Here is a 26,241-nt window from a genome sequence, read left to right as displayed (position 1 = left end):
ACCATGGCTCTCAACTACCGAGAAGAAATGGGCCTGACAGCTGCATTTCTAGAAGAGATGCGCCTGCGACTGAGTGACAAGGAAGTCGATGTACTCCCACCAGACGGCAAGCTATATGACGGAATAGAACCTGGCCGTGTCAGCTTGGTTGGTTGTCTCGGCCCAGCTCCTGATCCTAACTATACGGGCCCGCAACCGCCGAATTCGATCGGCATCGTCCTCTTGGTTTCGCCCGATGAAGAGGGTTGGATCGAATGCGAGCTTAGCGGCCAGTTCGACTTGGTACACCGTTACATTCCTGATCTTTGCAGCGTCGAAGCCAATCTGGTGCTCGATGGGGGCTCACCTAAGAGGGCACAAAACCTGCCGATCGCGTTCAAACGGTACACAGTGAGCTTCTCATCCATCAAGCTCGAACTTGATCCCAGCAAGCCCAATGAATGGGTATCTGGAAAGGCAGCGCTTACCGCGATACTGAATGCTGAGCAACAGCGTTGGATTGCTGATCCGCGCGTCATGCGCCGCTGCCATACCAATGCGAATGGGAACGCACGGTTCGGCTTCGACTGGAGCGAGACCGCACTTGCCGACCAGGCAAGCCTGAATCGTACCGTCCTTGAGCAGATCGCCAGCGACCGCAATGCGATCCTGAATTACGTCATCAACCTCAGAGCACGTCTACGCCCTACCCCGTCCGCCTTCGGCGCCAGCGCCGCTGGAAGTTTCCTCCTCGAAGTGTTCCTGGAAAACCAGACAACTACCGACGATGCTCGGACCTTCGGCGTCGACGCCCCATACCTGTTGGATGCCCGTCTGATCACCCGGCTCGTTGCGGGTGAAAGCTACAAGGTGCCTCATCGTCTCCAGCCGGAAGAGTATCGATACCGTGATGATGACGGCCTTCCCGGCTATGGCATTAGCTGCGCAGTAGTACAGGTCGAGAAGAAACTGTTCAAGACAGACGGTATGCCAACCTTCGCTCAGCCGCGGGTTGATGCGCCTACGCCGGCCGAAGTCGACATGGCCTTCGCGCCTAGCTACGAAATGCTTGCCCGCGACCCGCTCCTGGTGTGTGACAGCTTCCTGAAAACACAGGAGCGCTACCTTGATGAATGGGCAGTACGCATCAGCGCCCTGGAGTCCGCAGGGCTCATGGCGGATAGGGATGTTGCTATTGCAGACCGTAATGCCTTCCAGGAGGAAACCAGCCGCATACGAGACGGCGTGGAGCTCCTAAGAACACATCACGACCTTCGCCGCTGTTTCCAATGGATGAACGAAGCCATGGGCGAAGCCATCAAGATTCAAGGCAAAAGATTCACCGCATGGCATCTGTTCCAGCTCGGCTTCATTCTTACCCAGATTCGTTCGGTCTACGAGCGGCACGCGACCTCGGCAGAGCTAAGAGGCAGCATGGAGACGGCGGACGTACTCTGGTTTGCCACCGGCGGCGGTAAGACCGAGGCTTATCTGGGTATCATCAGCATGGCGCTGCTCTATGGCCGGATGAAGGGACGTGATTACGGCACGACTGCTTGGCTCCGGTTTCCCTTGCGGATGCTGTCTGTTCAGCAGTTCCAGCGGCTCTCCTACGTGCTGGCCCAGACCAACATGCTGCGCCAGCGCGAACGTCTTGGTGGGTGGCCCTTTACGATTGGCTACTACACTGGCGAAGGCACACCCAACCGCGTCAGCAGCACGTACGGCGAGGACGTGCAGAAAGGCTTCCTGCCTTCATTCAGCGACGAGCGCCTGAAGTCCTACCAGTTTATCTCAGACTGCCCTTACTGCGGCGTCGGCGGCTCTATCCGCATCGCAACCGACATGACACGTGCCCGCATCAAGCATGTCTGTGACAACCCAGAGTGCTGGTCGAACTGCGAGGCCGAACCAGGCGAGCACGGGCAAGGTATCCGGGGTGAGATCGGCATTTATGTTTCGGATGAAGAGTGCTACCGATACCTGCCCTCGGTACTGGTCGGAACAGTGGACAAGCTGGCCGTCATCGGTCACAACCAGCGTTTCGTGAACTTCTTCGGTGGGGCTCGATTCTTCTGTCCTGAGCACGGTTTCACCCAAAAATCCAAGTGCCAGCACCGCCGCATTGAGCAGCGTGGCGAAAAATGGGAAGCCATCGACTGCGGCAATAATACTCGTACCAGCGTGGTCAGGGTGGTGCCCACATCCCCGATGAAAGACCCTGGTTTTTCACTGTTGGTACAGGATGAGCTGCACCTGCTTCGCGAATCCTTGGGCAATTTCGATGCTCATTACGAAACCTTGCTCAGCACCTTGCAGATAAGCCACGGAGGTCGCGCACCCAAGGTGCTTTCTGCCACGGCCACCATCAAGGATTTCGACGACCATATCCATCACCTCTACCTGCGCAATGCTGTTCGATTCCCAGCGCCAGGGGTCAACCAAGGCGAGTCATTCTATGCCCGTAAGGCGAAAGATGATGAAACCGGCTCGCAACTGGTCCGCCGCTGGTTTGCCGGCATTCTCCCCATCGGTCGCGGACGCGTCGCCATGAAATCCGTGGCTGAAGCCAGCTCCCGCTTCCTTGATCAGGTCGATGATTGGCGAAGTAAACTGGCCGCCGGCGATGCTCGGTTGCTCAAGGCAATGGGGTTGGCCAGCGGGCAGGCTCAGGAAGCCCTGCGCTACATCGAGAAGAACCTGAACACCGATCTCGTTTACGCGAACAGCAAGCGCAGCATCACGGAAATCATGCGGTACATGGAAGAGGTCAACAGCAAGACTGGAGCTGAGCGCAAAGCTCGTTTGCTAGACGGCGAAACCCGGCTCGACATGATCCTCGATGCCATCCGCCACGTCGAAACCAAGGACGCAGATGACACCTGCCGGCACATCATCGCGACCAGCGTTGTGTCACACGGTGTGGACATCGCGGAGCTGAATTTTATGATCGTTGCCGGCTGGCCGAAGTCGACCGCCGAATACATCCAAGCTTCCGCTCGTAGTGGACGTGTGCACCCTGGCATCGTGCTTTGTGTTCTCTCCTCCCACCAGCTGTTCGAGTCGGGCGTTTTCATGAACTTTGGTGACTACCATATCTTCCTGGATCGCCTGGTCGACTCGGTGCCCATCAACCGATTTGCTCCCAACATCATTGACCGAACGCTGCCTGGCGTGATGTCCGCGGTGTTACTCAATTGGGCGCCGCAGCAGAGCTGGGGCGGCGATCTGAGCCATAGGGTCAACGACCTGGTCACGCTGCTTCGAAGCGACCCCGGTAAAGCCGCCGCCGCAGAGATCAAAAAAATCGTGGTCAATGCGCTGCGGATCCCCTCTGCGCTGAACAACACGTTCGACTCCCGCGTCATCGCCGGCTTTGACGCCGCCCTGATCTCGCGTGTCGACAACGCGCTCTTCGAATTGGAACGCTGGCCGGGCAGCAAGAACGACCAGACATTGAGCGAGGCTTTGGGTGACATTTTCGGATATGCCCCTTTCCGCTCGTTCCGCGATATTGAAAACCAGATCTTGATCAAGCCCGTCAACAGCTCGGCTGATGAAGTGCTCATGGCATTGGCTAGGTGAGGTAGGAAGAATGGACAAGGAATATGTGAGCCGTAGTCGTCTTTTCAGGGAAGCCTTTCTCCCCGGAGCCTTTACAAGGCTCCGGAACCAGGCCTACGGGCGTGTCATGGGTATCCTGAATAACAGCGGATCGGCGCTCGAGGGCGTTGACAAGGAACAGCTGCGTGAAGCCGTCCTGACGTTTGTGCATGACTGGGAAAGCGCAGGAGGTCAAGTCGATCCGACCTTTTTGACGGCTGCGGAAAAAAAGCGACTGGAGATTCAATCGCCTTCCGAGATATTCGTCTCGCCCGCGCCGCTGATCCTCTCGTGCAAGCGATGCCGTGTTCTGGATTTTTATGATTCGAAAGAGCCCGACGACCGGACACTGTCCAAGATGCAAGCTCGAATCCGGACGCACCATGGCCGCAGCTTCATCCCATGCAAACGCCCAAGTTGCTCAGGCGAGATGATCCAGCTGCCTTACGTTTCAGTGCACCGGTGCGGGTTCGTGAACCCGGTTCACATTCCACACGCTGCACGTCGCTCAACCAGTATCGGCTACCGCGATGCCGGCTCGTTCTTCCATTCATCCTTCATCGACGTTGAGTCGGGCGACAAGCTTTCCGGCACTCACCAGGATGATTGCCCCGCGTGCAGCGCCGCGTTCGGAGCCGAGATTCAAAAACGAGGGACGCCTCTGACCAGCGGTGAGTCCTTCTATGCCCAGAGCACGCAGTACATCGCCCTGAGTGAGGACAGGGGCAAGCTCACTGCTAGCCTGCTGCAGTGTCTGCAAGGTGCTGCAGAAGGCGCTGAGGGCATGGCTCAGGATATCGCCGAGGGCGTAGCACTGACATTGCTCAAAAGAATGTCGGGGCGTGAGCTGGAGCAAAAGCTTTCCCTGATGCTCGCAGCGAACATTGGTGACGCGGATGAGCAGGCAGCGCTGCGCACACTGTTGGAGAGGAAGAAACTCAGCATTGCGAAGCTCGAAGCGATGGCTGAAGACAACGAAGACCTGGCCGTCGTGCTCGATTCCGCCCGCAAGGAGGTCGCCCATATCGAGGGTCAGCTGGCAGCGGCTTCTGGCTGCTTCCGTGCAGTTCGCGACTTGGTTCCAGAGCTCACCACGCTGATTGAAATAGTCGGTAATCGGCGCACGCTGGAAGCCGTTTTTCTGCCTCACGATGTGCAAGGTAGGACGATCGAGCAGGAAATCCAGGAAACGATCGACATCGCTCAGAAAGATCTGCTCGCAGATCAATGGCAAAGCGTTCAGGAGCGTTACGGCATTGACTCAATCACGCACATACCTGACCTGCGGGTGGTATTGGCCACGCTTGGCTATTCCCGAGAAAGGAGCACCCCGTCGATCAATCCTGAAGCTCCTCCGGTAATGCTAAACGCCTTCGCCGACCGTGTCGACGAAGCGATGAAGGGTAAGACCTCCATCTATGCGATGTCCGCGAAGACCGAAGCGCTGTGGGTACGTCTGGATCCGCGCAAGGTGCTCCGCTGGTGTATCGACTCGGCGTTCCTTGAATCCCCCAGTGAAGCGGTGCTACAAGACAAAGCACGTAGCCATGCCTACCTGCTGAGCCACTACAACGTCCTGGCAATGCATCCTGGGAAGGCAGCACGGGAAATATCAGCGCGCACGCCCGAAGACGGTGCCCCCTTCAATCTTCTGCATTCGATCAGCCACTCGCTCATGTTGACCGCACGCCGCCACACCGGGTACGACTCCAAGAGCATTCAGGAATACCTGATCCCCATGGATCTATCGGTCGTCCTGTACGTGTCTTCTGTCCAGAACTACACCGCAGGCGGCTTGTTGACGCTGTTCCAGCACTACCTGCAGCCGTGGTTCGATGACGCGAGCATGTTCGCCTTCAACTGCGCGTTTGACCCAGTGTGCACCGACGTCGGTAATGCCTGCAGCGGCTGCGTTCAGATCGAGATTGGTTGCGAAACTTTCAACCAAGGGCTGTCCAGGGCCTATATTCATGGAGGGCCAGCTAACCGCGAAGGCTCGCTGATGATTCGCAAAGGTTACTGGGACAAGGTCTAAGCGATAATTATGATGGGCGCAGCAGCATGCGCCCCTTCCCACATCCCGAGGGCCTAGGCAAGGCTCTGATGGCCAATGTCATGGCTCGAATCCGGCCATCAACAGTTGCCGGATCAACTAAGCTGTCCGGGCGTAACCTAATCGCCATTAAACTTTCTCTGAAGCAATCTACGAGATGCGCTGCAATATGAAGCTTTACCTCATCGAGCCGGGTTCGGAGCAAGAATACTCTGTCCGTGAGATCCTGAACTTCCTCTTCAAAGTATTGGCGTATCCTGATCGTCCTTTCATGTTGGATAGCAGGTAGGTACTAACGCCCCGCAGACATTCCATGGCAGATTACACTGCCAGCGCACGCGTCCTTTCATTCATCGATACGAAAGGGATCACGGGATTGAGTTACTGGGGAGCTTTTTGAGCATTAACTATCTTGAAAAGTCGATTGCCTACGATCGTACCGATAAGTTCTTTGTAGCGTTCGTTAGCACCCGCAGCTTTGGCCTTCCTCAACCTTAGTCCGGCCACGCCGACAATATCGATCCGTTGCTTAGGCGTCAGAGACTCCTTATATTTCTCAATATTTGGATTTGCACGACAAGTGAACGTATCAACACGTCCAAAATGATCGGAATCGAAGGCTAGCCTCCGTACATTATCAACCGTCTCACCACTGTTTGTATTGTCATCAAAGACCAATAGCCAATTCTCCGACCTCAACTTCTTTCTCGCAAAATGTCCCAGCGTCGTATCATTGGCTATCGAAGCATATGGATAGTCTGACAGATCAAAGAATGAGCCTGTCGTTTTCAGGTCATAAATTGAATAAATGAGCGCACCAGTATTTACTGACAGTTGCCCTCCAGGTACCATTCGCGAAAATGTGTGCTTCGCATACATTCCGACCAACGCCCCCCCGTAGTTAATGCTCATTGCATGCAATACGTCTCGAGCTGGATCAAAGCCCTTTTGCACAATGACATTCATGGCCTGCTGGGCTGTGAGCACCATTGCTAGAGGATCATTTTCCTCACGATAAAGACGTATAAGTTTCGCCCTCGCATTCTTTTGCGCAACGTCATGAATATTGGACTTTCTAAATGGCTTTCCGCTGGCTTGACTCTTAGCTTGCTTCCCCTGCTGCTCAAGCTCAAAAGTTTTGTGATACAAACTGAGGAAGTTAAAAAACTTCCCCATTAAGGAGATTGAGTCATATAGAATCTTGGGGCACGCCCCATAAGGGCTGCTCTTTAAACTCCAGACCTCCGGCGAAAGCAAGCCTGCCAGCCTGACGTAGCTAGCATCATTATCGTTTACCAATACATCCATATATAGAGCGACTGTGTTTTCCAGCTCGGCCAAAAGACTTAAGTTCCCCTCCTTATTTCGAGCGCTTTCCTGTGCATCGCTGAATTCGCGGAATTCTCTAAAGCGCACACTTTTCATGTTCCTAACTGTATCTCTATTGAGAACGAGGCTTCCTTGTGATTCGGGATTTAAGAAGTCACGATTATAGAGGATTTGCGAAGCATTTTGATGGAAGGCAAGGATATTGATTTTTGAGTCCAGCAGCCCGAGAAGAAGTTTGCGAAAAGGCTTGCCCGGATCTAATTTTAGATGCCTATTCAAAACAGAGTCTACGTCCACCCCCAGCATTAACTTGGCATGTCGCAGCGTAGAATCCCCATGCGCAATAAATATTATTATCTGCTCTAAGCCTTCACCTGTCTTGCGATAACTGGCCACCATCTCGCGAAACTCTTCAAGATCATTAAGAATCTCCTCCAGCTGGAGCCCGTAAAATTGATCGGTTTCTTGATGCCCGAGAAGTCGATTGCTGTGGTTAGTTTTTTTTCGTATGGCTCTGAGTTTTTTTTGCGATAGCTTGCTCAACAACTCTCTGCATAGCACATCTCTAACTGACGATACCTTTGTAAGTATTTCATATTGTAAATTTCGGGTCGCAAAGTACAGAGATTGACTGACTTCGTTATAGTGCGCCAAGAGATTTCGAGCGAATTGATCGTAGTTTAGGCCGCGGACTTCGTAGTCATTTACTGATGTGAGCGGCCCCTTCATATCTACATCTACACCTTCAAACATGAAGTAGTAGTTCGGCCCCCTGAATACATAGTGACGACCTAGGCGGTAAGCACATAGTGACAAAATGCGCTCAATTCTCTCTCGCCCCTGCTGTTTGGTTAAATCTATCCCATAGGGCAGCGAAACTAAATGTGCCACTTCTTCTTCGCTGAGTTTTATAGCTCCATCTACATGAAATGTTTTTTTTAGAAGGTCAGAAACATCCGGATCTCTCAACAGCTCCTTAAAGTCATCCTTCCCTCTTAATAAATATTCAATTCGCTCCTGCACGCTAAGGCTTGAATCTTCTTGCAGAGTATTCAGCCACAACACCATTCCTTCTGTACGTATTGCTGACATACGAAAAAATGATTTTTCATCCAACCATCCGGGGCTGGGAGCCACACCGGGAGGCAGTATTTTTACACGCCTCTTTTTGGCAAGACGCATTAGTTCCTTCGCTATGACTTTAGCCAGATCTACGTCCAAGTTAACCTCATCGCTATAATCAAAATCGGTAGGCTTGTTAACTGAATTGAGACACAACCCCACTCCATACTAATAGCCTACCTTCTGGCCCGAGTAGGCCAGACGGAAAAGCTCATGTCAATGTGACATCGCTCATTTAGTATATAATCACTCCTTCGCCAAGGATCAAACATTCTTCTTCATTACAGCTCATTTCCCAAGGATACTCCTACCGCCATTCCCCGTTTCAGGCGCCCCGCTCCATCTCTAGTCTCCCCTGGTCGCTACCAACCAGCGACTCGGGCTTTGACAAGTCGCAACGGTTTTGGTCACGGCCCCAAGCTATCGGAACGTTTCAGCCGGAAGCGATTGGATACACATCGTCCAGACTCCAACTCATTCTTGGGACTGTTTACCCGTTTACCGCAGCGCCATCAGCATCTGAGTTGCCTCCAAGGGTCGGACTGTCTTGACAAGCGCGCGGCTTCGACCATGAACATTAATCGATGAACAAATGCATTCATCTTTAGCGTCCAGAGTCCATGAAACGGTGGGTGACGAACAGCTTATGAACATCTGACATCGCCCACTTGTTAAATTATGGTCTTTGATGAATCCGCCTTGTTTATTTGTCTTCGGGAATGTCCCCTGTGACTGGAGTACGCTGAAGTGAATCTTTGTACAAAAAGGTCTCTCCCTAGCGTTTACGCCCTAAATACGCGATGTCTAGCGATCACTTCAGCTGTCCGCTGCTCCCGCCTTTTCAGAAGGCTAAGACTCATCTTAAGTTCCAAAACGCTCATTAGCCCCCCTCATTGCTTGTGATAAAGCTTATGATCATCTTCAAACGGCCCGATGTAGATCTCGGCAGCTCAAATTATAGCCTCACCAGCTTGGGGTCGCATCAATCTATGCGCTGAACGATCTTTACTTCCCGGTCTCATACCAAGCCTAACCTTTACTTCACCTACGAACTCTTAGTGCTAATGATTACTTCAATTGATCGTTTCATAGCGTCAGGCTGGCTGCCCCGTCTTTGAGGTAAGGCGCCTCAGACCCTCTAATAGCGCAGTAAAATCCACGATCTGAATTTGACTTACAGTTCCCTTGTATCTCTCAAGGGCCGTCAGTGGAGCTTTGTTTTTTGGCAGAGTTCCCGCGATCACCACATATCTGGTCTTGCCTCCGCTAAACGCCCGTGAAAACTCCAGGGTTTCATTCACAGCGGACTGGAGCTGCTCGGGCTGGAAACCCCTAGCCAAGGGCTGGTGACCTTCGCCGGACAGCCCGTCAATCAGCTGCGCGGCGAACAGGCACGGGCCTTCCAGCGTACCGTGCAGTTGGTGTTCCAGGACGCGCCGGGCGCATTCAACCCGCAGCGCAGCATCGGCTGAAGTATCGCCAAGCCCCTGCGTCACCTGAGCGCCTTTAATGAGACAGCCCGCCACGCACGGGTAGTGGAGCTGCTGAAGCAGATGGGGCTGGGCGCCGAGCATGCCGCAACAGCTCAGCGGTGGTCAGTTGCAACGTGCCAACATCGCCCGAGCACTGGCGATCTCGCCAAAGCTGGTGGTACTCGACGAAGCGCTTTCGAATCTGGATCGTGTGCTGCAACTGCAACTGCAACTGCAACTGTTACAACGGCTCCAAGCGCTGCGTCGCGACAAGGGGACCGCCTTCGTGCTGATCAACCACGATCTGAGCCTGGTGCACTACTTCTGCCAGCGGGTTGTGGTGCTGGACGCAGGAAGCATTGTCGAGGACTGCACCGTGCGCGGCGATTTGTCGTTCGAGCATCCGGCCGGGAAGCAATTGCAAGCCGCTGTGCTGCCTGAACGCCCGACAAAGATCTGCGCTCGGGTCAGTACATCTCTCGCATGAACAATTGAGCGCACTAGCACTCATCACCAATGGGGCCAGGCTGTGTGCCCCCCGCTGCTTTTCGATGATCGCGCTGTATGTGAAATCTGGAAAGAGATGGCGGCTCAGCCAGACCCAGATTTTGCGTAGACGCGCGATTTCTAGGATGTTTTTGAACAGCCACATCGGTCCGGAGGTTTTCACACAGCCTGGGTCGATAGCTGCCATCGCTGCCCTTCACGATTGAATATCGTCATGCCGACCTCTTCGCTATATTAGGTCTGATAAGCACAGGTTATCCGAACCTAGTGCAGCGTTGAGCGAGATGAAATTGACAGAGCCGGTACAAATGCCCTCCTCCCAGCCGTTGGTGCTGGCGGATCTAGCCGACAGCACCCGCGCCGCGGCCGAGGCATTCATTGCGGCCGCCACCGCAGCCAACACCGTGCCCAGTTTCCAGACTGCCCTCACCTACTGGCCCGCGTGGCTGCAGTTGCGTTATCGTCGACTCCTCGGCGACGGCGCGCTACCGCCGAGGTTGCCGTGCAGTTTATTGTCGATCCCGTGCCAATTGCTGAGATGACTTCTTGATACTAGCCCCTGCCCTACCCGCCTTGCTCACGAGAGTAGATCGCCGACCTAGCTGAACACCAGCATGTGAGGTCATGGGGAACCTGATTTTCGATAGTGACAAGTTTAATAAGTCAAAAAAATAGGCTGTCACCCAGCTCGGCTGGTGCCCAGCCCGTGGCTTTTCACTTACCCTGAGATTTTTTTCACTTTGCCTAGACTCTCGCACCAAACTGCACCGCTCCCCGCTTCCAGCAGAATTCGAGAGAGAGGATGACGTGTCATCGGGAAACCACGTGTGCCCTGTTCCCCCAGTCTGGTATGGCATCCATTAGGCAGCCCCGTTCTAATGCCACAGGTCCGGTTCGTCTGGGCTTCTTCTTCGCTCTGGCGGGTCAGCAGAGCAATATGCCACTATAGTCCCTTGTTAAGCAGTTCATTTATCTCGCCTCGATAAGGATTCGAAAGTGATGCCTATGCCGGTATAGAGGCGTGATCCGAAGGTAGATCCGTGAAGTTCCGATTGACCATGCCCCGGGCAGGTCGCCCAGAAATCACACTGGTAACCTGGGTGTGATAGGCGCGATGGCTTTTCATTGCTTCCCGGTAGGCAGCGTTTGCGGATGTCTCAGGGCAGAGGATAAAGGCTGTGCCAAGCTGCGCACCGCAGGCGCCGAGCGCCATTGCAGCTTTGATCCCTGCCCCAGTGATCTACTGCGCCGCTGGCACCCATACCAGTCTGCACGCTCGAGCCAGGTAAGCAGGCCGACCTGCTGGTGCTCGACGGCCCCCCCCATGGCGGCATATGTCGTTCATGGTGAGATCCACCATTTGCAGGGCCGGGGCTAATCAGCACGCACCTGACTGGAACACGCGCTGTCAATTGGGCAAACCATTGAAAATGGGTGCTAACGAAGCTTCCGCCGCAGACACGCAGGTCATGCTACACGGCATGTACGTGAACAGCAGTGGTGCCATCCTTTCGACTCACGAAACGGGGGAAGGCCTGGGCAAGTATCCGCCTCTTGCAGATTCCAAGCTTTCTCCTGCTGACAGCAAAGTTGTGGATAGCCACTTGTCACTCTTGGAGGGCTTGCGCCTGGAGGGCATTTAATGCGTCTGTTCGAGGGCATATGATTGAGAGCGAGCCTACATGCCAGCCACATCGCCGCCACAGCGCCACCACGCCGAGTACGGCCAGCAGAACGGGAGGTATTACTTGAAATGCACAATTGATATGCCCGATAGCGTTCTCACGAAACTCACCTACCTGGTCAGGCAAAATGCAAAGCCCTATATACATACCGAGGCTTTGACCGGTGACAGTGAGGCTCACTACTTTGCCGAGCAGGAGGAGCGCGAAGTCAAGATACAAAACGGACGTCCGTTAGCCGACAGCCTTTCACTGGACAAGCAGGGGTTTGAACTCCACCGGCGAGAGACGGTGGTAGACGATCTCTACGACGATACCTCGGTAGTAAAGGTCTACTATGACGAGATAAAGGCCTTGATCAAGCAATTGACGGGCGCGAGCCGGGTCGTGATCTTCGACCACACCAGGCGCAGTGACGCCGAACGGCGGGATTTTCGCGGCCCAGCCAGCCGTGTGCACAATGACTACACCGAACACTCGGGGCCTGAGCGTATCCGGGAAGTACTGGGCGCGGAACAAGCCGCCGCAATGGCAGCGATGTCAGTCGCTCAGATCAACGTCTGGCGCCCGATAAGCGGCCCTGTCAAGCGCTCGCCGTTGGCGGTGCTGGACGCCTCGACGCTCGACCCCAATGATCTGCTGGCTACCGACTTGGTCTATCCGGATCGCATCGGGGAAATTTATCACCTCGCCTACAATACTCACCAGCGCTGGTACTATTTTCCGGAGATGCGCCGTGACGAAGTCTTGCTGATCAAGGGTTATGACTCGCGTCACGACGGCCGTGCCCGCTTCACCCCCCATGCCGCCTTCCAGCTCCCCCATACGCCGCCGGGAGCCCCGCCACGCGAAAGTATCGAAGTTCGTACCCTGGCCTTCTTTCACTAGGTATTGGTCACCGGGTGTGGCGGCGGCCATATCGCCGTCTCGCGCCCGGCGCGGTGACCGGATAGAAAGCTCGGGGCGTAGCATTCGTGCCCCGTGCCGCCTCACGTAGACAGGATGAAGTCAGGCAGAACGAACTGACCGAGCTCCTCGAGTACCTCGCCAGCGGGGCGTTGCCCGTACTTCAAGTTGATGATCACATGGTTGACGCCGATCTCCTGTAAGTGTTGCAGCAGTGAGATCAGATGATATCGCCCTAATTGATAGCCGAGGTGGATCGGTCGAGGGGGTATCTGCGAGTTGTCCGTCAGGTCGATGTATAGCGACTGGGTGAAGGGTTTGAACAGCTCACCACATTCGGTACGCACTGCAGTGCGCCAGTTCTCGACAATCAGTTGCTGAGTCTTCGGCGCACGCGGATAACTGATCCAGCCATGACTGCAGCGGGCAATCCAATCCAGCGTCTGGCGGCTATGACCGGTGACGAAGAATGGAATTTCCGCTGTGGTCGGCTTGGGAATCAGATCGCAGCCCTCAAGCGTGCCGCCGGACCAGGTCAAAGGCACGAAACTGCTGCGCTGAACCTGGCGAAATACCTCTAGGTATTCGCGGAACATTCTGTCACGCTGCTCCGGATCTACACCGAATGCGGGAAACTCTACAGGTCGGTCCCCGGAAGCCACGCCTAATAACAGGCGGCCACCACTGAGTTGATCTACACTGGTGGCCGCCTTCGCGGTGTGAAGAGGGTTGCGGATTGGCAGGATGACCGAGGCGGTACCCAGCGCAATCGAATGCGTGTGTGCCGCCATGAAACCCAGGTAGACCCAAGGATCGAAGACCTGACCGGTATCACCGAAACTAGGGTCACGTAACGGTACATCGCGAAACCAAAGGGCAGCGAAACCTAGCTTTTCGGCTCTTTGGGCCAGGCTCACCTGGCCAGCCATACTCGGCATATCACCGCTAAAGGCTTCGAGGGGGAGGAAAAGGCCCAGGCTCAACCGACCTTGACGGTAAGTGCGCTGAAAGCCCGGTTGTCGCTGATAGGGAATGGAACTCGGAGTGAACATGCGCCCTCCTACTTACATCAGAACCTGGATGAGGGTGCTGAAAGAAACCTGGGTTTGTCCTATGACAACGGACACCTTCGCCACTTCGTTAGGTATCGCGTATGCGCACCGCGTCGGTTTCGACCCCCAACGCGCCCAGCGTCAGCACGGCTTGACGGTCGAGCTACAGTGCGGATTAAAGGTTTCCCGCCCTAGGTAGTCGGCATCGTGTATGAACCGCTCAATGTGTCAGAGCGGTCACCATCACCGTGATGGACCTTGAGACCAGAGGGCTCCACGGTGCGAATCAGTTGCGGATTTACATCGATATTCTAAAGTTTAGCTCCCTGTGCGAGCGGCGCCTGACAAGCAATCCGACCTGTACGGCCAACAGCTATGATGAGTTCAGGGCCTTGAAGACCGAGCTTCGGTAAAGAGCACAAAAGCACTTTCGCCACTCCAGGCCCTGCCTCGCGCCTTCCCTCGCTTGATCAGTCGAATTGCGTGCCTTTTTGTATCAGCTCGACCTTGTACCCGTTGGGATCTTCAATGAACGCGATTATTGTGCGTCCATGTTTCATGACACCTGCTGGTCGAGGAACACGATATCCCATGATAGCAGCACGGCTGCACACAGCTTCTGCATCCTCAACCTCGATAGCTACATGCCCGTAAGCATCGCCAATCTCATAGCTATCTTGTCCCCAATTTCGCGTCAGCTCCAGAACAGCAGTTTCTGCCTCCAGGCCATATCCGAGGAAAGCAAGGGTGAATTTGCCCTCCGGATAGTCTTTGCGTCTCAAGAGGCTCATGCCGAGCACTTTAGTGTAGAAGTGAATGGTTTTATCCAGATCCACCACACGTAGCATGGTATGTAGTATGCGCATCGATTCTCCGCTGCAGCTTCAGCCCTTCGCAAGGCCAACATTTCCTAGAAGGCTTTCCCCGACGACGACGAAAGTTCGTGCATCCAGGCCCTACCACCGCAAGCCCATGAGGCCAGGCTGTCGAGGTGATTGGATGCGTTTGCCCAGGCAATGTTAAGCTGACACACACATCACTAAAAGTGATCAGATGTGAGCTATGCCATCACAAAAGGAGAGCATCTTGAAGCTTTCACAGCTTGGTTTTTTTTGCGCTGTCGTAGAGCACGGTACGATAGCCGCAGCAGCTGCACAGCTGCATTGCGTGCCCTCGAACATCACAGCAAGACTGCGAGAACTAGAAACTCAGCTCGGCGTCGTCTTGTTCAACCGCGAAAATAACCGGTTACTTGTCACCCCCGAAGGTAGGCTGGTCTACCGCAAAGCCAAACAGCTCCTCGACCTGGCAGCTGAAACACGCTCGCTGTTTTCAACCGATTCCATGCATGGCGTGCTTCGCGTTGGGGCGCTTGACGTAGCGCTTGCCAATCATCTCCCTCCGCTTCTGGTACGGTACCGCCTTGAGGCGCCTGGGGTAGAACTGCACATCCGTCCGGAGCACTCGCTACTCCTGGAGCGGCTGTTGATGGATGGCGAGCTTGATTTGATCCTCACTGATGGCCCCATCGAGCATCCTTTGCTTGAAAGCCGCTTAGCGTTCCGTGAGCGCTTGTTGAGAGTTGTACCGAAGGCCTTTTCCTCGCCCACCCCGGAAGACCTGGCTGGGCTCGAACTGTATGTATTCGGTCGCACGTGTCACTACAGGCAACAGGTCGATAACTGGCTAGAACGCAGCGGCATCCAGCCTCGGGCGATACTGGAAATCGAATCGTATCCCAGTATTTTTGCCTGCATCGCACAGGAAATTGGCTTTGCTTGCGTGCCAGAGAGTTATATCGACCGTTTCGCGAGCCAGGCAGATACCTTTCAGGCCGATCATGTGCCGCGCCTGGATTCAAGCGATATCTATTTCGTCTGGCGAAAAAATCAGCAGTCGCCGTTGATCAAGAATTTCATCGAGGCCATTGATAATCACCAGGGCAAGGGCAATGTTTAATGTGCAATCCCCGCATCCCATGAAGATTTAATCTGTCTCGCCATCCAGGAAACTACACATCGCCCACGAAGCGGCAGAAAATAACCGCCCGCAGTTGTGTGCGTGCCTGCGATAGCGTGAGTGTGCGTATTGCCGTCAGGTTTTCATGCTCAATGAGCATCCCGTGCTTCAGGCTTCGGCGGATCAATGCGCTCGATATTTCCCAGGACCAACGCTCGCCCGGCAAATAGACCCCCGGATGTTTCCAGGGCAAAACGTTCAGCATCGCGGGTGCGCACCTCGTCGGTCACCGCGTCGGCTTCGTGCGCTGAGGCCCCCAGGGTCAGCACGGCCTGGTGGCCAAGCAGCAAGGCGGATTCAAAGGTTTCCCGCACGATGTAGTCGGCGTCGTGCTTGACCAGCTCCAACGCATGCTCGCGGTCAAAGGCGCGCACCAGCACCTTTACCTGCGGGCAATAGTGCCGCGTGCTTTCGACGATGCGTGTCGCGGCCTTCTTGTCATTCACGCACACAATGATGGTACGGGCGTGATGGGCCCCGGCAGCATGCAACAGGTCGTGCCGGGCACCATCACCGTAATAGACCTTGAAACCATAAGGCTCGACGGCGCGGATCACCTCCGGGTCCATATCGATGATCGAAAGCTTGGCGCCATGAGCGAGTGGTGCCTGGCAAGCGATCTGGCCGACACGACCAAACCCTATGATCAGGATATGGCCTTGGAGATTCTGTGCCGGCTCCACACCGTCCATGGAAACCGCCCGGTGCCGCGCGAAGCGCTTGTACAACAGAAGGTTGACCGGCGTAACGGCCATGGACAACACCACGATAGCCGTCATGTTGGCGTTGATTTCGGGACTGACGACCTTGAGTTTCAGCGCTTCGGCAAACAGCACGAACGCAAATTCACCACCCTGCGCCATCAGCACGGCGCGGTCCAGCGCATCACCATGCTGGCTTTTCGCGAGGCGCGCGACCCCATAGATACACAGCGCCTTGACCATCATCAGCGCCAGCACGCCAGAGGTGATCAGCAGCCAGTTCGCGGCCACCACGTGCAGATCCAGCGCCATGCCGACGCCGAGGAAAAACAGTCCCAGCAACAACCCGCGAAACGGTTCTATGTCAGCCTCAAGCTGGTGGCGGAAGGTGGACTCCGACAGCAGCACACCGGCAACGAACGCGCCCATCGCCATTGACAGGCCGCCGATTTCCATCAGCAGCGCTGCTCCCAGCACCACCAGCAGCGCGGCAGCAGTCATCACCTCGCGCGCCCTGGCTTGGGCCAATACCCGAAACAGAGGGTTGAGCAACCACAACCCGATGACCACCAGTGCGCTCAGGGACAGCGCTGCGGTCGCCATGCGCTGCCACAGGGGGGAGCTGGGTTCGGGCACCGATGCAGTAGGTGCCAGAAATGCCACCGCCGCCAGCAACGGCACTATCAACAGGTCTTCAAACAGCAGAATGGAGACGATGCGTTGGCCCCTCGGCTCGGTCAAGTCACCCCGCTCTGAGAGAATCTGCATGACAATCGCCGTGGATGTGAGCACAAAACCGGCCGCGCAGACGAATGACACCTGCCAAGGGAAACCAAAGGCCTTGCCGACGACGGTGAGCAGAACGGCACAGATCACCACCTGCAGGCTGCCCAGCCCAAAGATCTGCCCGCGCAGGTCCCATAGATGCGAGGGTTTGAGCTCCAGGCCAATCACGAAAAGAAACATCACCACACCCAACTCGCCCACATCAATGATGGTGTGGGGGTCATTGATCAGTTGCAGCCCGAAGGGTCCGATCAGCATCCCTGCCAACAGGTAGCCCATCACTGAGCCGAACCCAATGCGCTTGAGCAGCGGCACGGCCACCACGGCGGCGGTGAGCAAAGTGATAACACCCAACAAAAGTCCTGCGTTGCCTTCAGCGGACATAGTCTCGACCTTCAGTCCTTGGCAGGACCGGTTTTGGGAAAAAATCCGGATGAGTTATCGCTGGGCGTCTCAGCTCGACAGAGAAGTGCAATGTCCATTGCAGGGGGGCGGCTACCGTTCTTCCCGTTGATCAACCGAAGAACTGGCCGCCCGCGAGGCTTTCGCGGGCAGGTAGTTCAGGTGACGAGGGTTGTACCTTGTCTGCGCAAAGAACATGCAGTGGTAGTATCAACCCGAGCGAACCTCGATGCGCCGGCCACGCGCACGCTCTTCCTTGGGCAGTTCGACACGCAGCACACCGTTACTGCATATGGCTCTGGCCTTCTCGGCAATGACCGGAGCGGGAAGCTGGAAGGCGCGGCGGAAACTGCCGAAGGTGCACTGCCGGACGCGATAACGCCCATTGCCCTGCTCCTGCTCGATGCGTTTTTCACCGCGAATGATCAAGGCATCGCCCCGCACTTCCAGATTCAGGTCCTCCTTCACCATTCCGGGCACCTCGAGGCGAATGACGACCTGGTCGCCATCCTCGTAAAGATCGCCGGCCAGCAATCCCCAGTTCGAGGCAAGTGCCGGTGCTGAAGTAGCATCCTCCGAGACGTTCCTGCTCCGGTTGACTGGCGTGAAGCGCGTCAGGGCCTCGCTGGTGCGATCGCGAAGTTGACGCCAGCCCTCGCCCAGCGAATGCCAGGTTTCCTCCAGGCCATGTTTGAGTTCAGCTAGTTTGTCCATGGGTCGTCCTCCACACGCTCAAGGCCCTACTCGCTTTTCACGACGATCTTGCGCGGCTGGGCATGTGCATGTTTGGGAACGCGCACGTTCAGCACGCCGTCCCGTAGCTCAGCGTCGATCCTGGTCGTGTCCAGCTCGGAGCTCAAGGTGAAGGCTCGCCTGAATCGCGACAGCTGGACCTCAGCGTAGACGGCCTCCAACTGTTCGCTCAACTGCGGCATGATCTCCCCTTCCAGCACAAGCGTGTCACCGTCCACATTGACCACGAGATGGTCCTTGGGCACGCCCGGTAGGTCCGCAAACAGTTGGATTCCGTTTTCGTCTTCAAATACATCGACACGCGGCAGCAGTGTTTGGGTTTCAGTTTCGCCGCGCACGACCGCTTGCTTGTCGTTCATGGTGATTCCTCCTTCAAACCGTTGCTGTTACTGAATGGCTATGCGCTTGGGCTGCAGCGCTTCGCGCCGCGGTAGCGAAATGCGCAGAACACCGTCGCAACAGTGAGCTTCGACCTTGTCGGTATCGACCTGATCATTGAGGCTCACGGTACGCTTGAACCGCCCGGAAAAACGCTCGTTGGCGTACACCGAGCAATTGCCCTCCTGTGCGCTGCGCGCCGGCCGGCGCTCACCGGAAATCGACAGTAACCCTCGGTGAATCTGCAGATCGAGGTCGCTCGGGTCGACGCCGGGAACGAAAGCATAGACCTCCAGGCTGGACGGCGTGCTCGCGACATTGATGGCAGGAAAAGCACCACTGGCCAAGGCACGAATACTGCCTGGGCGCCCCAGACCCGTTCCCAGCACATGTTGCAGTTCGCGCTGCAGCCTCTCGAACTCGGCAATGGGATCGCTCGACAGATTAAGAAGGGACTCGTACATGACAATCCTCCTTCAAGCTGACTGAAATGATCTCGAACAGGAGGCACGAAGCACTGGGCTCCGGCCCCTGACGACGAAATTATGTGAGCGATTTCGAGGTTTTCAAGCCCCGGTTTGAACGGATATGGAATTACACATCCGCGCTCTTTTTCTCGTTCTATCTTTGCCTTAGCGCCATTCACACAGAGCCTAGGCAGCTCGATCATCGCGCTCACGCAACAGCCAATAGGTCAGCCCCAGGGCCAGGGTGGCGCCAGCGAGCGCCGCGACTTTGGCCGGGCTGACATCGGGATCAAGGATCACGATCTTGCGGGACAGCGCGATCAACCCGATCAACAGGACCGTCTTGACCTGAATGATGCTGTCACGGCGCAAGACAACGCGCACGATGGAATGCTTGAATTCCATCGCGATCAGCAGCGTCATGACCATACCGAACACATGCTGGAAGATCCGGTGATCCAGCGGATTGAACGCTTCGATGATGAGCAGGCTGAAGACTATCTGGATCAGCTGCACCAGCGACACCACGATAACCACCGCGATCACCAGCGAAAGAATGTGGGCGACGATCTGCTCGAAACGCTCGTAAAACGTCAACACCGCCCACTCGCGACGCAGTCGCATGCGTGTGGTCTCGGGCTCATTGCTGTCCTTCATGCCTCACCTCTTCAGCGGCAAGATCATTGCAACGAGAAACCGCAGCCTTCGGCCAGCGCTTCACGCATTTTCATTGTCGGACTCTTTGGCCGGCGCGAGTTGCCGCCGGTCGAACCCGACCCGCTCCGCCTTGTCGTCCCAGTGCGCATGGGCGTGATCACCCTTGCCAATGCCGCCGCCGAGCATTTCACGTGCCAGTGCTGTCTCCAGCTCGCTGCGGATCAGTCTCTTGAGCTCGCGGGCACCGAATTCTGGTTTGTAGCCCTCTTGCGCAAAGTGATCGACCAGCGTCTCGTCGAACGTCAGCGTCACGCCCTGGCTCGCGGCATTGCGGGCCACGCGCTGGAGTTGCAGGCCGACGATGTGGCGGATCTCCTGCTTGCCCAGGGCATGGAAGACGATGATCTCGTCGATACGGTTGAGGAACTCGGGGCGGAAGTGTCCGCGCAGCACGTCCATCACCTCGGCCTTGGTCTTCTCGTACTCCTCACCCGCCGCTCCGGGCGCCTTCAGCTGCCGCTGAATGATGTCGGAGCCCAGGTTGGACGTGGCGATGATGATGGTGTTGGTGAAGTCCACCACACGCCCCTTGCCGTCGGTAAGTCGCCCGTCGTCGAACACCTGCAGCAGGATGTTGTAGACGTCGGGGTGGGCCTTCTCGATCTCGTCGAGCAGCAGTACGCTATAGGGCTTGCGACGGACCTTTTCGGTAAGCTGGCCACCCTCGTCATAACCGACGTAGCCGGGGGGCGCGCCCACCAGCCGAGCCACGGAATGGCGCTCGCCATACTCCGACATGTCGATGCGCAACAGGGCCCCCTCGTCGCCGTAGATGGATTCCGCCAGCGCCTTGGCGAGCTCAGTCTTGCCGACGCCAGTGGAACCCAGGAACAGAAACGTGGCCACGGGCTTACTGCCTTCGCGCAGACCCGCGCGCGACAGCCGCACCGCATCCGCCACAGCGCGTACCGCCTCGTCCTGCCCCACCAGGCGCTCATGCAGCCGCTGCTCCAGGTGCAGCAGTTTCTCGCGCTCCTCCACCGTCAGCTCATTCACCGGGATACCGGTCAGCCGCGAGACGATCTGCGCAACGTGCTCCGCCTTGACTTCGGCGCTGCCCGAACCGCGCTCGCGCTCCCAGTCCGCGACGCGCTCCTTGAGTTCGGCCTCCTTGGCTTCGATGCGCTTGCTGATCTGCGCCGCATTGTCATATTGCTTGCGGGAAGCCGCGTAGTTCTGCTCCCGGCGCAACTGGTGCAGTTCGGATTCCATTTCCTGCACCGCAACCGGGCGGGCCGTCGCCGATAGCTTCACGCGGGCGGCAGCCTGATCGAGCAAGTCGATGGCCTTGTCCGGCAGGAAGCGCGCGGTGACGTAGCGGTCGGACAGTTCGGCGGCAGCAATGATCGCGTCTTCGGTGATGCTGACCTTGTGGTGCGCTTCAAAGGTATCGCGCAGGCCGCGCAGGATCATGATGGTCTGCGCCACCGTTGGCTCGGGCACCATGACCGGCTGGAAGCGCCGCTCCAGCGCAGCGTCCTGCTCGATGTACTTCTGGTACTCGTTGAGCGTGGTCGCGCCGATCAGGTTCAGCTCGCCGCGCGCCATCATCGGTTTGAAGACGTTGGCGACGTCCAGACCGCCTTCTCCACCGCCTTGGCCTGCACCCACAATGGTGTGCACCTCGTCGATGAAGAGAATCAGCTCGCCTTGGTGCTCGGAGATTTCCTTGAGCACCTTGTGCACCCGTTCCTCAAACTCGCCCCGGTACTTCGCCCCGGCCACCATGGAATTGATGTTCAGCTCTACCAGGCGCTTGTCACGCAGCGTCTCGGGCACCTCGCCGGCCACCATACGCTGTGCCAATCCCTCGACGATGGCCGTCTTGCCCACGCCAGGCTCGCCGATCAATACGGGGTTGTTCTTCTTGCGCCGTGCCAGCACCTCGATGGTGGTTTCGATTTCCTGCGCGCGTCCGATTACCGGGTCCAGCTTGCCCTCGCGCGCCATCTTGGTGAGATCGCGCGAATACTTGTCGAGCTCCGGCGTATTCGTCGGCGCCTCGGCGCGGCCATCCTCCGCGCCTTTGCCAACCACCTTGTTTACCCGCTGGCGCAGGGCCTGCGGCGTGAGGCCATAGCGGCGCAGCAAGTTGGCGGCCAGCCCTTCGCCCTCTTCTGCTAGCCCGATCAGGAGGTGCTCGGGCCCGACGTAAGCGTGGCCTAATTCATTCGAGGCGACGAAGGCGCGACTGAGCGCATCCTTCACACGAGGCGACACGCCGATTTCTCCTTCAAACGGTTTGTCGCCGCGCTTGGCTTCGGCCTCGATCTGGCGTTTGAGGTCCTCGACGTTGATCTTGAACTGGCTGAGGATGGTCTTCACCACGTCGCTGTCGGCGAGGGCCAGCAGCAGGTGTTCGGTATCGACTTCGGACCGACCGAACTCCGTGGCACGCTTGGCCGCTTCCTGCAACAGGGCCTCAGAGTGTTCGCTGATGCGGCTGGCCAGTCCGCTGCCGCGACGCCGCGGCGTGCCACCCCCTGCGGGGGCAGGTTCGCCAGACGACGCTTCGGCCACATCATCGGCACCCGCGGCAACGGATACTGAGTCTTCTCCGTTGCGGAAGAAATCGCTGCCCATGAAATCTTCAAACAAACCGCTGCGCGAGCCGAAAAGGGCCTCCAGTGGGGAAAGGGTGCGCTTTTGCTGGCGCACCAATTGGCGATAGTGATCATCACACAACAGCATTGTGCTGTGGCGACCATTGACCTTGGCTTCCACCCGTGTCGTGGCGGGTTGGCCACAGACTTGGCACTGTTTGCTGGCCATGCGGGCGCTCCTTGAATCATTGAGGCGACGAAGTGGAGCCTGCCGCAGCTCCTCGTCTGCTGGTGGCCTTCGTGACGACGGCTATGGAATCTCCGAGTCAGCTTCAATTCGGAATCGAACGGCTGTGATTCAATGCACGCGTTTCGCGCTCGTCGAGGATGATCGTCAGCAGCCCATTGTCGAATGGGCGCTTGACCAAAATCTGATCGGCATCGTCAGGCCGGTTCAAGCGTCACGGGCAAAAGCCGTTGTAGCGTTTGGCACGAGGGAAGGCGCACTTCTGCTGCTCTCGTAGCAGTCGGGCGTGATCGGGATGTTCTTTCCTTGAGACCGGGCAATTCGAAGGAAAGCCAGCATTGCATCCGTGATGTCCAGCGCCGGCTTCAGCATGCCTGGCAAGTAAGCGCGGGAGGGCGAGCGCCGCAAACAAATGCGGCCAGCCCAGGGGAACTTTTGCAATACTCGCTAGAGTCTGCGCCTGGTAGCCCGGAAGTCAAGAAGTATCTGCGGTTTGCTCAGAGAATCAGCGGGCCGCGGTCAGGCCGCTGCAAGCCGAATTAAGCCGCATGCGCCCCATCTGATACGTTCTTTTATCGGTCACCTGAGTCTTTTTCGTGGCAGGCCCACTGCTTTATAAGATGTCGCTATAGGGGTGCGATCGGACTGCGCCCAGGCACTCACTTCTGCAGACGCTCAGGGAACCGGAAGGCCTCGCAAGTACTCAGGAATCCCCATGAATACCTTCTGCACGAGCTATCCCAGCATTGCGCTTCCCGAGTCTCAGCGCGACATACTCGGTATGATCGCGACCAATCATCAACTGCACGACATCCTCACCGCCATCTGCTTGATGATCGACGCCCAGGATCCCGGGACGTTGTGTTCGATACTGCTCACCGATGCGCAAGGCAAGCATTTGCTCAAAGGTGCCGCGCCTGGCCTGCCGCCGGCATACAGCGAGGCGGTCCATGGCATGCCCATCGGCCCTCAGGAAGGCACGTGTGGCACAGCGGCATACCGGCGCGAGCTGGTGGTGACGGCAGACATAGCCAGGGATCCGAGCTGGGAGCGTTTTCGCAGTCTGGCGCTAGGCTACAATCTGCGCTCTTGCTGGTCGTTGCCATTACTCTCCCATCAGGGCTCCGTTCTCGGGACATTTGCGCTGTACCAAGACCAGGCGATTGCGCCAAGCGAGATGCAGATCCAAAGGTTGACCTGCGCGGCGCAACTGGCTGCCATTGCGATCCGGAATGAGCGTGACGGCCAACGCCTGGAGGAAAGTGAACAACGGTTTCGCTCATTGTTTACCTATAACCCCAACCCGGTTTTTGCCCTCGACATGGCGGGCAACATCCAGAGTGTGAACCCGGCTGGCCTGAAGCTTAAAGCTGGCGCGGCAACTGATCTTGTCGGTCATCATTTCTCTCACCTCGTGTTCGAAGAAGACCTGCCGCGAGTGAATCAGCATTTTTCCGCAGCCCGCGCCGGTGAACCGCAGCGATTCGAGGCGAGGGTGCGCGACGAGAGCGACGACAAGCAGTTGATCATGGATATCGCCAACCTGCCAATCATGGTAAATGGCGAGATCGTCGGGGTATTTGGCATCGCCCGGGATATCAGCGAGCAGAAGCATTACGAGCGCCAGCTGAGTATCAGTGCCAGCCATGACGGGCTGACCGGTTTGCTTAACCGCCTGTCTCTGGAAGACCGGCTTGTCCTGGAGTGTCGCAGCAGCCGTCAACGTAAGCGTCAACTGGCGGTCATGTACATCGACCTGGATGGATTCAAATCCATCAACGACTCCATCGGGCACTGCTTCGGCGATCAGGTGCTGATCGAGGTGGCACAGCGCATGACCCAGCAGGTCCGTCCGGCTGATGCCGTCGTGCGCATGGGCGGCGATGAGTTTGTCGTTCTGCTGACGGACCTGCTTCGTGACGAAGACGTTGTGCCGGTGGCCGAGCGACTGCTGGCAAGCATTGGCAAACCCTACTGTATCCAGGGCATTGACCTGCACGTGAGTGCAAGTATCGGTATTACGCCAAGCGATGGTCACATCGAACAGCCGATGCAGCTGATCCAGCAGGCTGACATGGCCATGTACAAAGCCAAGCAACAAGGCAGAAACAACTTTCAGTGGTACACCAGCGATCTTAACCATCGAGTCTGCGAGCACAGAAGCCTACGCAATGACCTACAGAAGGCTATCGAAACTCAATCGTTCAGTCTGCATTATCAACCGCAAATAGAAGCCTGCACGAGTCGGGTTGTCGGGATCGAAGCGTTGTTGCGTTGGACACATCCGATCAAAGGATTCATTTCTCCAGCGGTGTTTGTACCGGTGGCAGAGGACAGTGGACAAATTATCCCTCTGAGCCTTTGGGTGCTTGATACGGCGTGCGCGCAGTTGCGCAACCTATGTGATCAGGGCTTCGACGGACTCTCGATGGCCGTAAATATTTCGCCGATGCATTTCCAGCGCGGTCAGTTCGTTGAATGTATCCAGGCAGTGCTGAGCAAGCACGAGCTTGGCGCAGGGCAATTGGAGTTGGAGATAACTGAGTCGCTCCTGCTGCATAACGTTGAACTCGCGATTGAAACCTTGCACCGCCTTAAAGACTTGGGTGTACGCATTGCGCTGGATGATTTCGGCACGGGTTTTTCCAGCCTCAGTTATCTCAAGTGCTTGCCCATCGAAAAAATCAAGATTGATCGCTCCTTCATCCAGGATATCTCGACGAACCCAAACGATGCAGCAATCACTCAAGGCATTATTTCCATGGCCCATCACCTCAGCCTGTCAGTGGTCGCGGAAGGCGTGGAAACTGCGGCTCAGGTGGACTTCCTGAAACGTGGTCGATGCGATATTTTCCAGGGATATCACTTTGCTAGACCCATGTCGCATGAGGCGCTCAGGGTTTTCTTGGCCGATCAGAGAACCTATAGTTAACAGATTTACTTAAAAACCAAAAGACCGACTCCACTCATACACCGTTTTCAGCCTTCGGCGACGAACGTCGAGCAGATCTGGTCTACCGGGCGACCAACAGCAAAAACCTGCTGAATCTGCGGTCAAGGACGTACCAGCACCAAGCGGCCGTCCATTCCATGCTGTCATTAGTCCACGGCCACGTCTGTTATAACGGTCAATACAGAATCCAGCGTGCCATCGAGCCGATAGCAAAATTGCACATGAACGGATCTTAACGGGCAACTGGGCTGCTGTTCCGCCAACCATTCATTCAGCGCCTCGACCAGAATACGGGCTTCGACGACGGAGTCTTCCGAACCGTCAAAAACCAACATTGCCATGGTTATTTCCTCAGCCCGCCGGGTTGATATCTTCGTGCTGCTTTGTGAGCGATGCCCATCATTGGCAGCACCATGGGGCCTCGGCTTCCTGTATCGAACACCACCGATTGCACGATGATTCACACCGGGCTTATTGCCACTACACCGCCGCCCTCCGTAGCAACCAGTCTGCAACTTTAGGTGGCTTCATTCGCAACAGGGTCCGATATGATCAGTTGGGTACATTAGG

General features: G+C 56.5%; 15 protein-coding genes and 2 pseudogenes. 6 read left to right on the top strand and 11 right to left on the bottom strand.

Annotated features, from left to right (window positions below; genetic code table 11):
• Positions 1-3 precede the first annotated feature (3 nt).
• Complete coding sequence (locus ACF8RA_RS01900) at positions 4-3,564, top strand: helicase-related protein (RefSeq protein ID WP_392518724.1); 3,561 nt, start codon at positions 4-6, stop codon at positions 3,562-3,564.
• A gap of 10 nt (positions 3,565-3,574) precedes the next feature.
• Positions 3,575-5,617 (top strand): hypothetical protein, encoded by a 2,043-nt coding sequence (locus tag ACF8RA_RS01895; protein ID WP_392518723.1) that lies wholly within the window; start codon positions 3,575-3,577, stop codon positions 5,615-5,617.
• 399 nt (positions 5,618-6,016) lie between these two features.
• On the opposite strand, the gene ACF8RA_RS01890 is transcribed toward ACF8RA_RS01895, so the two are convergent.
• Positions 6,017-8,185 carry a hypothetical protein gene (locus ACF8RA_RS01890; RefSeq protein ID WP_392518721.1) on the bottom strand — a complete coding sequence of 723 codons (2,169 nt, stop codon included), beginning with the start codon at positions 8,183-8,185 and terminating at the stop codon, positions 6,017-6,019.
• Between the two features lie 1,214 nt (positions 8,186-9,399).
• Between ACF8RA_RS01890 and ACF8RA_RS01885 the strand changes: the two are divergent.
• A pseudogene (locus ACF8RA_RS01885) lies at positions 9,400-10,045 on the top strand (ATP-binding cassette domain-containing protein); the annotation flags it as partial.
• A 1,029-nt stretch (positions 10,046-11,074) separates the two neighbouring features.
• On the opposite strand, the pseudogene ACF8RA_RS01880 reads toward ACF8RA_RS01885, so the two are convergent.
• A pseudogene (locus tag ACF8RA_RS01880) lies at positions 11,075-11,299 on the bottom strand (nitronate monooxygenase); the annotation flags it as partial.
• 514 nt (positions 11,300-11,813) lie between these two features.
• Here ACF8RA_RS01880 and ACF8RA_RS01875 point away from each other — a divergent pair.
• Entirely contained in the window at positions 11,814-12,635 is an 822-nt protein-coding gene (locus ACF8RA_RS01875; RefSeq protein ID WP_241804392.1) for a CmcJ/NvfI family oxidoreductase, read from the top strand.
• Between the two features lie 101 nt (positions 12,636-12,736).
• Here the strand turns inward: ACF8RA_RS01875 and ACF8RA_RS01870 are convergent, their stop codons facing one another.
• On the bottom strand, positions 12,737-13,705 hold the full coding sequence (locus ACF8RA_RS01870; protein ID WP_274138617.1) for an LLM class oxidoreductase: 969 nt from the start codon (positions 13,703-13,705) through the stop codon (positions 12,737-12,739).
• Between the two features lie 470 nt (positions 13,706-14,175).
• Positions 14,176-14,571 carry a lactoylglutathione lyase gene (gene gloA, locus ACF8RA_RS01865; RefSeq protein WP_119687225.1) on the bottom strand — a complete coding sequence of 132 codons (396 nt, stop codon included), beginning with the start codon at positions 14,569-14,571 and terminating at the stop codon, positions 14,176-14,178.
• A 220-nt stretch (positions 14,572-14,791) separates the two neighbouring features.
• Here gloA and ACF8RA_RS01860 point away from each other — a divergent pair, with 220 nt between their 5' ends.
• Positions 14,792-15,664: a LysR family transcriptional regulator gene (locus ACF8RA_RS01860; RefSeq protein ID WP_274138620.1), complete on the top strand. Its 873-nt coding sequence runs from the start codon at positions 14,792-14,794 to the stop codon at positions 15,662-15,664.
• A gap of 149 nt (positions 15,665-15,813) precedes the next feature.
• Here the strand turns inward: ACF8RA_RS01860 and ACF8RA_RS01855 are convergent, their stop codons facing one another.
• The 6 genes from ACF8RA_RS01855 to clpK form a co-directional block, all read right to left on the bottom strand.
• A complete protein-coding gene (locus ACF8RA_RS01855) occupies positions 15,814-17,595 on the bottom strand; it encodes a monovalent cation:proton antiporter-2 (CPA2) family protein (RefSeq protein ID WP_274138622.1) in 1,782 nt (593 codons plus the stop codon).
• A gap of 228 nt (positions 17,596-17,823) precedes the next feature.
• The gene (locus ACF8RA_RS01850; RefSeq protein ID WP_103444534.1) at positions 17,824-18,327 is read right to left on the bottom strand and encodes an Hsp20/alpha crystallin family protein; all 504 of its coding nucleotides are present in this window, start codon (positions 18,325-18,327) and stop codon (positions 17,824-17,826) included.
• Positions 18,328-18,353: 26 nt separating this feature from the next.
• Positions 18,354-18,725 carry an Hsp20/alpha crystallin family protein gene (locus ACF8RA_RS01845; protein WP_021782315.1) on the bottom strand — a complete coding sequence of 124 codons (372 nt, stop codon included), beginning with the start codon at positions 18,723-18,725 and terminating at the stop codon, positions 18,354-18,356.
• 27 nt (positions 18,726-18,752) lie between these two features.
• Positions 18,753-19,208, bottom strand: coding sequence for an Hsp20/alpha crystallin family protein (locus tag ACF8RA_RS01840; RefSeq protein WP_021782314.1), 456 nt, complete (start codon positions 19,206-19,208; stop codon positions 18,753-18,755).
• A 189-nt stretch (positions 19,209-19,397) separates the two neighbouring features.
• A complete protein-coding gene (locus ACF8RA_RS01835) occupies positions 19,398-19,868 on the bottom strand; it encodes a phosphate-starvation-inducible PsiE family protein (RefSeq protein ID WP_119687229.1) in 471 nt (156 codons plus the stop codon).
• Between the two features lie 60 nt (positions 19,869-19,928).
• A complete protein-coding gene (gene clpK / locus ACF8RA_RS01830; protein ID WP_392460694.1) occupies positions 19,929-22,700 on the bottom strand; it encodes a heat shock survival AAA family ATPase ClpK in 2,772 nt (923 codons plus the stop codon).
• Positions 22,701-23,433: 733 nt separating this feature from the next.
• Here clpK and ACF8RA_RS01825 point away from each other — a divergent pair.
• On the top strand, positions 23,434-25,650 hold the full coding sequence (locus ACF8RA_RS01825; RefSeq protein WP_392460693.1) for a putative bifunctional diguanylate cyclase/phosphodiesterase: 2,217 nt from the start codon (positions 23,434-23,436) through the stop codon (positions 25,648-25,650).
• A 167-nt stretch (positions 25,651-25,817) separates the two neighbouring features.
• Here ACF8RA_RS01825 and ACF8RA_RS01820 read toward each other — a convergent pair whose 3' ends face one another.
• A complete protein-coding gene (locus ACF8RA_RS01820; protein WP_119687232.1) occupies positions 25,818-26,012 on the bottom strand; it encodes a hypothetical protein in 195 nt (64 codons plus the stop codon).
• Positions 26,013-26,241: the final 229 nt, after the last annotated feature.

The sequence above is a fragment of the Pseudomonas sp. FYR_5 genome (assembly GCF_043106315.1).
Classification (GTDB): domain Bacteria; phylum Pseudomonadota; class Gammaproteobacteria; order Pseudomonadales; family Pseudomonadaceae; genus Aquipseudomonas; species Aquipseudomonas putida_Y.
This window is presented reverse-complemented; position numbering and strand designations above follow the sequence as displayed.

Coding starts and splice junctions, on each gene's coding strand:
- ACF8RA_RS01870 (WP_274138617.1), bottom strand. CDS start 13,705: ATGTTCACTCCGAGTTCCATTCCCTATCAGCGACAACCGGGCTTTCAG.
- ACF8RA_RS01850 (WP_103444534.1), bottom strand. CDS start 18,327: ATGGACAAACTAGCTGAACTCAAACATGGCCTGGAGGAAACCTGGCAT.
- clpK (WP_392460694.1), bottom strand. CDS start 22,700: ATGGCCAGCAAACAGTGCCAAGTCTGTGGCCAACCCGCCACGACACGG.
- ACF8RA_RS01900 (WP_392518724.1), top strand. CDS start 4: ATGGCTCTCAACTACCGAGAAGAAATGGGCCTGACAGCTGCATTTCTA.
- ACF8RA_RS01820 (WP_119687232.1), bottom strand. CDS start 26,012: ATGGCAATGTTGGTTTTTGACGGTTCGGAAGACTCCGTCGTCGAAGCC.
- ACF8RA_RS01835 (WP_119687229.1), bottom strand. CDS start 19,868: ATGAAGGACAGCAATGAGCCCGAGACCACACGCATGCGACTGCGTCGC.
- ACF8RA_RS01895 (WP_392518723.1), top strand. CDS start 3,575: ATGGACAAGGAATATGTGAGCCGTAGTCGTCTTTTCAGGGAAGCCTTT.
- ACF8RA_RS01825 (WP_392460693.1), top strand. CDS start 23,434: ATGAATACCTTCTGCACGAGCTATCCCAGCATTGCGCTTCCCGAGTCT.
- ACF8RA_RS01840 (WP_021782314.1), bottom strand. CDS start 19,208: ATGTACGAGTCCCTTCTTAATCTGTCGAGCGATCCCATTGCCGAGTTC.
- ACF8RA_RS01845 (WP_021782315.1), bottom strand. CDS start 18,725: ATGAACGACAAGCAAGCGGTCGTGCGCGGCGAAACTGAAACCCAAACA.
- ACF8RA_RS01855 (WP_274138622.1), bottom strand. CDS start 17,595: ATGTCCGCTGAAGGCAACGCAGGACTTTTGTTGGGTGTTATCACTTTG.
- gloA (WP_119687225.1), bottom strand. CDS start 14,571: ATGCGCATACTACATACCATGCTACGTGTGGTGGATCTGGATAAAACC.